This window comes from Pseudarthrobacter sp. NPDC080039 (assembly GCF_040702335.1).
Taxonomy (GTDB): domain Bacteria; phylum Actinomycetota; class Actinomycetes; order Actinomycetales; family Micrococcaceae; genus Arthrobacter; species Arthrobacter enclensis_A.
On record NZ_JBFBKY010000010.1, the window covers coordinates 103,843 to 115,078 of the forward strand.

Consider the following 11,236-nt stretch of genomic DNA (forward strand, 5'->3'; position numbering starts at 1 on the left):
CCCCCATGAGAATCTATTCCGGCGACACCTGGACCCTGGAAGAACTGCAGGAACAGGTGGCCGACTCCGGACGCCGCAGCGTTGTGGTCCCACCGGCGGACAGCAAGCGCGCAGTCCTGCAAACTTTCGGTGAGGTCCTCAGCTTCCCGGAGCACTACGGGGTGAACCTCGACGCCCTGAACGACTCGCTCCACGACTTCGCAGACAGCATCACGGAGAACGGCCACCCGCCCGTCACGGTCCTGTGGCAGGTGGCCGCCCCGTTCCGGACCGACAGGTCCTTTGGCATCATCTGTGAAATCCTGCAGGATGCCGAACGGTACGCGGGCAAGGACCTGGCCGTGACGGCGGTCCTGCTCTAAGGCAACAGACCGCCTCAAGCGGTGAGGCGCTCCACGATCACGTAGGACGCCGTTCGTTCGGTCATTGCGCCCTCCCGGGTTTCGGTTCCGGCGTTGCGTGCCAGGAGCCTTACCCATCGGGCGCGCGGGCTAAGCGTTGACGATCAGTCCCAGCTCCGCTTTTGAGGCAAGGGCTTCATGCCGTGGCAGGACGCGGACCGTGTAGCCAAACGGCCCGGAGCGGTCGATCACCAGGGAACCGCTGAAGAGGTGCCTTCCATTGCCCAGGTCCTCCTTCACCTGCAGTTCCATCATGGTGATGTCCGCCAGTGCGTCGTTCTCTTCGGCCCGGCCGTAGGCCACCTCGACGCAGACGTCCTCAGGGGTAAGGGCGTTCAGCGCCACATAGGCGTTGACCTGCAGTGTGTCGCCAATCTGCGGATCCTCGGACACGCCCACCGAATCCACGTGCTCCACGTGCACCTGGGGCCAGGCGCCACGGACCTTCGCCGACCAGGAGGCCAGGGCCCGTGCCTGCGCGTACGAGTTGGCGGTGGCATTGCGGCCCGCTTCCGCAGCGGGGCGGTACAGGATGTTGACGTAGTCGCGAAGCATGCGTTCCGCGGAGACGGCCGGCCCAAGGTGGGAGAGGGTGTGCTTGATCATGGACACCCAGTGCGTCGGAACCGTCTCATTCCTGCTGGTGGACGGTCCCGCAGAGCCGGCGCCTTCGGACACCGTGCTTCCGTAAAAGCGGGGCGCCACCTGCGTTTCGAGCAGCTCATACAGCGCCGCCGCCTCGATGTCGTCGCGTTCCTCGGGCGAGGCGTCGTTGTTGGCGGTGGGAATCGCCCAGCCGTTCTCGCCGTCGTACATCTCATCCCACCAGCCGTCCAGGACGGACAGGTTAAGCGACCCGTTGAGCGCCGCCTTCATGCCCGAGGTTCCGCAGGCCTCCAAAGGCCGCAACGGGTTGTTAAGCCAGACGTCGCAGCCCGGGAACAGGGTCCGTGCCATGGCGATGTCGTAATTCGGCAGGAATGCGATGCGGTGCCTGATCTCCGGATCATCCGAGAAACGCACCAGGTCCTGGATCATCTTCTTGCCGGCGTCGTCGGCCGGGTGGGACTTGCCGGCGATGACCAGCTGGATGGGGTGGTCCTTGTGCAGGAGCAGTGCCTTGAGCCGGGCAGGCTCGCGCAGCATCAGGGTGAGGCGCTTGTAGGTGGGGACGCGGCGGGCGAACCCGATGGTCAGCACATCCGGGTCCAGGACATTGTCCGTCCAGCCAAGCTCAGCATCCGCGGCACCGCGCTTCTTCCATGCCGCGCGCAGCCTGCGCCGGACGTCCTCCACCAGGGCTGCCCGCATTTCCCGGCGCAGCGCCCACACGTCGGCGTCGCTGACGTTGTATGCGAGGTCCCACTTGCCCAATGCTTCCGCCTCGCTGCCGAACTGGTCGCGGGCCAGCTTTGAGATGCGGCTGTCCACCCAGGTGGGCACGTGCACGCCGTTGGTCACCGACGTGATGGGGACCTCCGAGTGGTCGAACCCCGGCCAGAGCGCCGAGAACATTCCGCGGGACACTTCCCCGTGGAGTTTGGCCACGCCGTTGGCCCGCTGCGCCAGCCGCAGGCCCATGACCGCCATGTTGAACACAGACGGGTTGCCGTCCGCGTAGTTCTCCCTGCCCAGCTCCAGGATCCGGTCCAGCGGCACGTCCGGCGCCAGTCCGGCCTGGAAGAAGTGGTTGATCTGGTTGATCTCGAACCTGTCGATGCCTGCGGGAACCGGGGTGTGGGTGGTGAACACCGTGGAGGAGCGCCCGGCGGCCAGGGCTTCATCGAACGTCAGGGCCTGCTCCCCGGACATCAGTTCCTGGATGCGCTCGATCCCAAGGAAGCCGGCGTGCCCTTCATTGGTGTGGAACACCTCCGGCGCTGCGCAGCCCGTCAGTTTCTGGAAGGCACGCAGGGCCTTTACTCCGCCCATGCCCAGCAGCAGCTCCTGCTGCAGCCGGTGATCGCCGCCGCCGCCGTACAGGCGGTCTGTGATGCTGCGGGCGGCGTCATCGTTGCCGGGCACGTTGGAGTCAAGGAGCAGCAGGGGAACACGTCCGACGTCGGCACGCCAGATGTGTGCCAGCAGGCGCCTGCCGTTGGGCAGCGGGAGGGAGATCTGCAGGGCGTTGCCGGTGCCGTCGGGGGACGGCTCGCGGAGCAGGGTGAGCGGCAGGCCGTCCGGGTCCAGGACGGGATAGGTCTCCTGCTGCCACGCATCCCTGGAGAGAGACTGCTTGAAGTATCCGGCCTGGTACAGCAGACCCACACCGATCAGGGGAACGCCCAGGTCCGAGGCTGCCTTGAGGTGGTCGCCGGCCAGGATGCCCAGGCCACCGGAGTACTGGGGGAGGACCTCGGTGATACCGAATTCGGGCGAGAAATATGCGATGGAGGCGGGGGCATCCGCGCCCAGGCCCTGGTACCACCGCGGCTCCTCGAGGTATCGGTCAAGATCGTCTTCGGCGGCGCGCACCCGGTTCACCACCGTCTGGTCAGCGGCCAGCTGCTGGAACTCTTCACGGCTGACCATGCCAAGGAAACCGATGGGGTCCTGCCCGCTTTCCTCCCAGAGCCGGGGGTTCAGTGCGGCGAAGAGCTCCCGGGTGGGGCGGTGCCAGGACCACCGCAAGTTGCTTGCCAGCCTGGCCAGGGGCCGGATGGGCTCAGGGAGGACTGTACGGACCGTAAACCTGCGGATTGCCTTCACCTGCGTCACACTAATCGACAACATGCGCGGCTGGAACCAGCTTTCGGTTTCTTTTGGGTAAATGACACGGGCATGAAGAAATTCGGCGGCGGCACGCCGAATTTACTGAGCAGGCTTAGCAATCCTGGTCATTTCTCGCTAACGTCGAGCCTGTGACGACTAACTCAGGAACCAGTGCCGCATCCACCAAAATGCCCCAGCGCCGTATCACCGAGGGCCTGCAGTTCGGGCGTTTCCCCATCACTGCCGTGCAGCCCGTCGTCGAGGGCGGCAAGTTTCCGGCCAAGGCGGTGCCCGGCGAGGGCATCGTGGTGGGCGCCACGGCCTTCCGCGAGGGGCACGACCAACTCGGCGTCAGCGCCGTGCTGCTGGACCCCTCCGGCGCCGAGCGCCAGCGCGTGCGGCTCGCGCCACCCCGCGGGGAACGCGGCATGGGGACGGACCGCTGGGAAGGCGTGCTCACGCCGTCGGAAACCGGCAACTGGTCCTTTGTCATCGAAGCCTGGCATGACCGCTATGGCACCTGGCACCACAACGCGGAGGTGAAGATCGACGCCGGGATCGACGTCGAACTGATGCTCGCCGAAGGCGCCAAGCTGCTCGGCGAAGCGTCCGCTGACGACTCTCGTGACGAGGTGGACCGGGCAGCCCTCCGGCACGCGGCGGAGGTACTGGGTGACCAGTCCCGCGGCACCGAGGAACGGCTCGGGGCTGGCTTCAGCCAGGAGATCGCGGACATCGTCGCGCGCCAGCCGATCCGTGAACTGGTGACCGTGTCCCAGAAGTTCCCCCTGCTGGTGGAGCGGGACCGCGCAGGCCGGGGTGCCTGGTACGAGTTCTTCCCCCGCTCGGAGGGAGCCGTGAAGGACCACAACACCGGCGCCTGGACGTCGGGAAACTTCCGGACGGCGGCAAAGCGGCTCGACGCCGTGGCCGCCATGGGCTTCGATGTGCTGTACATGCCGCCCATCCATCCCATCGGCATCCAGCACCGCAAGGGACCCAACAACACGCTGGTGGCTGGCCCCAACGACCCTGGTTCACCCTGGGCCATTGGCGCCAAGGAAGGCGGCCACGACGCCATCCACCCCGACCTCGGCACCTTCGAGGACTTTGACGCCTTCGTGGCCCGGGCCAATGAGCTGGGCCTGGAAGTCGCCCTGGACCTGGCACTGCAGGCAGCCCCGGACCATCCCTGGGTGCAGTCGCACCCGGAATGGTTCACCACCCGGGTGGACGGCAGCATTGCCTACGCGGAAAACCCGCCAAAGAAGTACCAAGACATTTATCCGCTCAATTTCGATAACGACCCGGAAGGCCTTTCCCAGGAAATTCTGCGGATTGTGCTGCTGTGGGTCAGCCACGGCGTAAAGATTTTCCGCGTGGATAACCCACACACCAAGCCCGTCTGGTTCTGGGAATGGCTTATCGCGGAAGTGAATAAAGCGGTCCCCGGCGTGGTGTTCCTCGCCGAAGCCTTCACCCGGCCCGCCATGATGCACGCGCTGGGCCGCGCGGGCTTCCAGCAGTCCTACACATACTTCACCTGGCGCAATACCAAGAAGGAGATCGAGGCGTACTTCGACGAAGTCAGCCACGAATCCCCGGCGTTCTTCCGCCCCAATTTCTTCGTCAACACGCCGGACATCCTCACCGAGTACCTGCAGTACGGGGGACCTGCTGCGTTCCGGATCCGCGCCGTGCTGGCCTCCACCGGAAGCCCGCTCTGGGGGGTGTACGCCGGCTACGAACTCTATGAGCACGTTGCCCGGCCAGGAGCCGAGGAGTACATCGACAACGAAAAGTTCGAATACAAGCACCGTGACTGGGATGCCGCCGCTGAATCAGGGCGATCGCTGGCCCCGTACATCACCCGGCTCAACCACATCCGCCGCGACCATCCTGCCCTGCTGGATCTGCAAAACCTCACGGTCCACCAGAGCACCGACGCCTCCACCGTGGTCTACTCCAAGCACAAGACGCTTCCCGACGGGTCCAAGGACACCATCATCGTGGTAGTCAACGTTGACCCGCACGTCACCAAGGAATGCAGCGTGGCGCTGGACTTGGCAGCCCTGGAACTGGATCCGCAGGACCTCACCCCCGGCGGCGGCTTCTACGTGGATGACCTGATCTCCGGCCAAAGCTGGGAGTGGGGCGAGTACAACTACGTGCGGCTCGATCCGCATGTGGAGCCCGCCCACATCCTGAGCGTGAGGAGAATGCATCAGTGACTTTCAATCCGCAAAGTTCCGGCCACTTCACCCCCAAGAGCACGTTCGAGCTAAATGCGCCCGGCCTTCAGCATGACCCCCTGTGGTACCGCAAGGCAGTGTTCTACGAAGTACTGGTAAGGGCCTTTGCGGATGCCAACGGCGATGGGTCCGGTGACTTCTCCGGACTCATCGACCGGCTGGACTACCTGCAGTGGCTGGGGGTGGACTGCCTCTGGCTGCCCCCGTTCTTCCAGTCGCCGCTGCGGGACGGCGGCTATGACATCTCCGACTACAACTCTGTCCTTGACGAGTTCGGCACCATCAGTGATTTCAAGCGCCTGGTGGCGGAAGCCCACGCCCGCGGCGTCCGCGTGATCATCGACCTGCCGCTGAACCACACCTCGGACCAGCACCCATGGTTCCAGGAGTCGCGCAAGGATCCGGACGGCCCGTTCGGCGACTTCTACGTCTGGAGCGACACCGACGAGAAGTACCAGGACGCGCGCATCATTTTCGTGGACACGGAGGAATCGAACTGGACTTTCGATCCCATCCGCCGCCAGTTCTTCTGGCACCGGTTCTTCAGCCACCAGCCGGACCTGAACTTCGAAAACCCTGCGGTCATTGATGCTGTCTTCGATGTGGTTCGGTTCTGGCTGGACCAGGGGATCGACGGGTTCCGGGCCGACGCCATCCCCTACCTCTACGAGGAGGAGGGCACCAACTGCGAGAACCTCCCGGCAACCCACGAGTTCCTCCGCCGGCTGCGCACCATGGTGGACGAAAACTACCCCGGCCGGGTGATCATCGCCGAAGCCAACCAGCCGCCCAACGAGGTGGTGGAGTACTTCGGCACCGCCGAGGAGCCCGAATGCCACATGGCATTCCACTTCCCCATCATGCCCCGGCTGTACTATGCGCTGCGGGACCAGAAGGCCGCCCCCATCATCGAGACCATGCGTGACACCCCGGACATCCCCGAAGGTGCGCAGTGGGGAACATTCCTCCGCAACCACGATGAACTCACCCTGGAAATGGTCACCGCTGACGAGCGCGCGGCGATGCTTGGCTGGTACGCCCCGGACCCCAGGATGCGGGCCAACATCGGCATCCGCCGCCGGCTGGCACCCCTGCTGGACAATTCCCGCGCCGAGATCGAACTGATCAACGCACTCCTGCTCTCGCTTCCGGGCAGCCCGTTCCTGTACTACGGGGACGAGATCGGCATGGGGGACAACATCTGGCTGGAGGACCGTGACGCGGTCCGCACGCCCATGCAGTGGAACCCGGACCGGAACGCGGGCTTCTCCCACGCGGACCCCGGCAAACTCTACCTGCCGCCCATCCAGTCGCTGGTGTACAACTACAGCATGGCCAACGTGGAAGCAGAGGCTGCGCACTCCGGTTCCCTGCTGCGCTGGACCCGCCAGATCCTCAGCGTCCGCAAGAACCACCCCGCGTTTGGCCTGGGTGGGTTCAAACACGTTGAGGCAGACCACGATGCAGTACTGGCGTACCTGCGCGTCCTGCCGGACAGCAACCCCGCCGGGGCCGACGCCGAGACCATCCTGTGCGCGTTCAACCTCTCCCAGCATCCGGTCGCTGCAACGCTGCGGATACCCGAGTACGCCGGCCGGGGGCTCCGCGACGTCTTTGGCGGACAGATCTTCCCCGGCATCGGCGATGACGGCAGCCTCACCCTGACCATCGGCAGCCACGATTTCTTCTGGCTCCGCATGCGGTCGGCGGGGTCCAACCCGTCGTCGCCCTACACCCAGGCCATGCCCATCCTGTCGATAGAGAACTGAGATGAACCAGCCAATCCTCACTCCCGCCCTGACCGCGCTGCTCAAGGAATGGCTGCCGCAGCAGCGCTGGTTCCCTGTCAAGACCCCCAATTTCAGCGTTTCCCAGGCCGGCAGCCTGGGCCTCACGGACCCCAGCGGCCACGCCGCCCTTGCCGTGTTCCTCCTCAACGTCACCACTGAGGGACCCGACGGCGGCCGCCGCACCGCAGTGGTCCAGGTTCCCTTGAGCTTCCGGCCGGCACCGGCCGGCGGCATGGAACGGGCGCTGGTGGGCCAAGCGGCAGGTATGGACCCCACCCGACCCTGGGTCTACGACGCCGTACACGACCCCGACTTCGTGGGCGCCTGGCTGGAGCTCATCCGGCAGGAAGGGAAAGCAGACAGTGGCACCGCGACGGGTTACCGCGTGGAAGGGCCGTACCGCCTGCCGACGGCCAAGGGTGTGGTCAAAGTACTATCCGGCGAGCAGTCCAACAGTTCCGTCCTCGTTGACGACGGCGAATCGGCCGCCATGGTGAAATTCTTCCGGGTCCTTTCCGAAGGGACCAACCCGGAGATCGAAGTGGGAGCTGCCCTCACTAAGGCGGGTACGTCGGAGGTTCCTGCCACCCTTGGCTGGGTCAGGGGGGAGTGGCTCGGCCACGGCAACCACAGCTCCGCTGGCTCGGCTGGCTCCGGGCAGGGCAGCCGCTACGTCCAGGGGGAGCTTGCCGTGGCCCACGAATTCCTCGCCGGCGGCCGTGACGCCTGGCGACTGGCCGTGGATGCCGCGCGCACGGGAAGGGATTTCACGTCCGAAGCCCGCGCCCTTGGCGCGGCCACGGCCACGGTGCACAAGCGCCTGGCAGAGGCCCTGGGGCAATCAGCCGAGACGAAACCCGGCAACGGGGCAGGACGTGCTGTTGCCCAGCGTGTCCGCGCCGCCTGGGCTGAAGCCCGTGCCGCCGTCGGGCCCTACGACGACGCCCTGGACGCCCTCCTGGCCGACCTCAACAGGGCACCGGCCGGAACCCTGCAGCGCATCCACGGAGACCTCCACCTGGGCCAGATCCTCCTGGTCACCGGGCAGTCAGGCGACGAGTCCCGCTGGGCAATCCTGGACTTCGAAGGCGAGCCTTTGCGGCCCATCGCTGAACGGAACATCCCGGACGTGCCCCTGCGCGACGTCGTCGGAATGCTACGGTCCTTCGACTACGCGGCGGGGGCAGCGCAGCGCGAACAGGAGGGTGCACACGTCCCTGACACCTGGGTTGACGACTGCGCCGATGCCTTCCTGGCAGGGTATGCGGGAGTTATTTCCGGCACGGTGGACCGGACCTCACCCCTGTTTGTGGCATTGTGGCTGGACAAGGCGCTGTACGAAGTTGTTTATGAAATGCGTAACAGGCCCGACTGGCTGGCGATTCCCGTAAACGCCGCCAGGCGGCTCCTGGGCAGTAACGGCGCCGGCGATCACGCCGGTGCAGCATCGGAAGGTAACGAAATGACAGGCTCAGCACGAACTGACCGCCCGGGGGTGCCCCTGCACGTGGACGAAGGCACCTTGGGCAGGATTGCGAACGGCGAACACCACGCCCCACACTCCGTCCTGGGCGCGCACCTGGACGACTATGGGCACGTCACCATCCGCACCGTAAAGCACCTCGCCGAGGCAGTCAGCGTGATCACCCAGGCCGGGGAAGTTCCCATGACCCACGAGGCCCACGGCGTCTGGGTTGCCGTCCTTGAGCCCACGGAGCAGGGCCACGTTCCCGACTACCGGCTCGCCGTGACCTACCCCGGCAAGGACCCGGTGACCATTGACGAGCCTTACCGCTACCTTCCCACCGTGGGCGAAGTAGACCTGCACCTCATCGGGGAGGGCCGGCACGAGAAACTCTGGCAGGTGCTTGGCGCCCACGTCCGGCACTACAAGTCATCGCTGGGGGACGTCAACGGTGTCTCCTTCGCCGTGTGGGCACCCAACGCCCAGGCAGTCCGCGTCAAGGGTGACTTCAACGCCTGGGACGGCCGGGAAAACTCCATGCGCTCCCTGGGTTCCTCCGGCGTATGGGAAGTCTTTATTCCCGGCGTCGCCGCAGGGGCCTGCTACAAGTACGAAATCCTCACACGGGGCGGCTACTGGGTGGAAAAGGCCGATCCGCTGGCATTCGGCACCGAGGTTCCCCCCTTGACCGCCTCCCGTGTGGTGGAGCCCTCCTACGCCTTCAAGGACGATGAATGGATGGAGGCGCGGGCCAAGCGCGACCCCCACAACTCGGCCATGAGCGTCTACGAAGTGCACCTGGGGTCCTGGCGCCTGGGCCTTGGCTACCGGGAACTCGCCAAGGAACTGGTGGAGTACGTCAAGTGGCTTGGGTTCACGCACGTCGAATTCATGCCCGTAGCGGAGCACCCCTTCGGCGGTTCCTGGGGCTACCAGGTCACGTCCTACTACGCGCCCACATCCCGGTTTGGCCACCCCGACGAGTTCCGCTACCTGGTTGACGCACTCCACCAGGCGGGTATTGGCGTGCTGCTCGACTGGGTGCCGGCACACTTTCCGAAGGATTCCTGGGCCCTGGCCCGGTTCGACGGCGAACCGCTCTACGAGCACTCGGACCCGGCACTGGGGGAACACCCTGACTGGGGCACCCTGATCTTCGATTTTGGCCGCACCGAGGTCCGGAACTTCCTGGTGGCAAACGCCCTCTACTGGCTGGAGGAATTCCACATCGACGGCCTGCGCGTGGACGCGGTGGCTTCCATGCTCTACCTCGACTACTCGCGCCAGGAAGGCCAGTGGCGGCCCAACCGTTTCGGCGGCAGGGAGAACCTGGAAGCCATTTCGTTCCTCCAGGAAGTCAACGCCACCGTCTACAAGACCCACCCCGGTGCCGTCATGATCGCCGAAGAATCCACGGCATTCCCCGGCGTCACGGCTCCCACCAGCCACGGCGGCCTGGGATTTGGCCTGAAATGGAACATGGGGTGGATGCACGACTCCCTCAAGTACATTTCCGAGGACCCGTACAACCGCAGGTGGCACCACGGCACGGTGACGTTCTCCCTGGTCTACGCCTTCACCGAAAACTTCCTGCTCCCCATCAGCCACGACGAGGTTGTGCACGGCAAAGGCTCGATGCTCCGCAAGATGCCGGGTGACCGCTGGCAGCAGCTGGCCAACCTCCGCGCTTTCTTCGCGTACCAGTGGGCGCACCCGGGTAAGCAGCTCATCTTCATGGGGACCGAGTTTGGCCAGGAGGCCGAGTGGTCGGAGCAGCACGGCCTGGACTGGTGGCTGGCCGACATCCCCTCGCACCGGGGACTGCAGTTGCTGACCAAGGACCTGAACGAGCTGTACGCAGCTACGCCGGCCCTGTACACGCAGGACAACGTTCCCGCAGGATTCCAATGGATCAACGGGGGAGACGCGGACCGTAACGTGCTGTCCTTCATCAGGTGGGATACCGAAGGCACCCCGATCGTCTGCGCCATCAACTTCTCGGGGGGCCCGCACGTGGGGTACACCCTCGGAGTTCCCTCTGCCGGAGCCTGGATCGAGGTCCTGAACACGGACCACACCACCTACGGCGGATCCGGCGTGCTGAACGAGGGCGAGCTGGAGGCAACCGACGAAGGACAGGACGGCCAGCCGGCGACGCTGACCGTGACGCTGCCCCCGCTCGGCGCTTCCTACTTCAAACCTGGCGGCACCGCCTCTAAACCCGGATCCACTTCGGCTGTCTGAGCCGGCTGGTCCGGTAAGGAACGTAAGGCCCGGAATCCGCGTGATTCCGGGCCTTACAGCTGCACCCGGGACGGCTGCCCGGGGTGGACTGGCGATCCGGAACGAGTGGTGGTACAGTTTATTTCCGCGCTGCTCCACGGAGTCAGACGGAAAACCGATCCCCCAAAGCTTATGCTGAGGATGGTCGCGGACGCCGGTTTGACACGCAGGAAGCCAGCGGGTAAGTTTGAAAAGTTGCTCCGGAGCGATCCTGAACGTTGGTTTGGGTGGTGCCGGGTGTGTCTGTTGTTTGAGAACTCAATAGTGTGCCAAGTTTGTTGATACCGATTATGTATGTAATTGGTTGAATTTGCCGAATCGTGCCGCCCCTGT

General features: G+C 65.1%; 5 protein-coding genes. 4 read left to right on the forward strand and 1 reads right to left on the reverse strand.

The window, feature by feature from the left end:
* The first annotated feature begins 5 nt into the window (after positions 1-5).
* Positions 6-362 carry a barstar family protein gene (locus AB0313_RS13115; protein WP_366305979.1) on the forward strand — a complete coding sequence of 119 codons (357 nt, stop codon included), beginning with the start codon at positions 6-8 and terminating at the stop codon, positions 360-362.
* 129 nt (positions 363-491) lie between these two features.
* Here the strand turns inward: AB0313_RS13115 and glgP are convergent, their stop codons facing one another.
* Entirely contained in the window at positions 492-3,110 is a 2,619-nt protein-coding gene (gene glgP, locus AB0313_RS13120; RefSeq protein WP_186338486.1) for an alpha-glucan family phosphorylase, read from the reverse strand.
* A gap of 191 nt (positions 3,111-3,301) precedes the next feature.
* Here glgP and AB0313_RS13125 point away from each other — a divergent pair, with 191 nt between their 5' ends.
* From AB0313_RS13125 to AB0313_RS13135, 3 genes are read left to right on the forward strand one after another with little or no spacing between them, the layout of a single operon-like run.
* Positions 3,302-5,344, forward strand: a complete 2,043-nt coding sequence (locus AB0313_RS13125) for an alpha-1,4-glucan--maltose-1-phosphate maltosyltransferase (RefSeq protein ID WP_141946559.1) — start codon at positions 3,302-3,304, stop codon at positions 5,342-5,344.
* Positions 5,341-7,134 (forward strand): maltose alpha-D-glucosyltransferase, encoded by a 1,794-nt coding sequence (gene treS, locus AB0313_RS13130; RefSeq protein WP_141943646.1) that lies wholly within the window; start codon positions 5,341-5,343, stop codon positions 7,132-7,134. The genes AB0313_RS13125 and treS overlap by 4 nt, the downstream gene beginning before the upstream one ends.
* A 1-nt stretch (position 7,135) precedes the next feature.
* On the forward strand, positions 7,136-10,864 hold the full coding sequence (locus AB0313_RS13135) for a 1,4-alpha-glucan branching enzyme (protein ID WP_366305981.1): 3,729 nt from the start codon (positions 7,136-7,138) through the stop codon (positions 10,862-10,864).
* Positions 10,865-11,236: the final 372 nt, after the last annotated feature.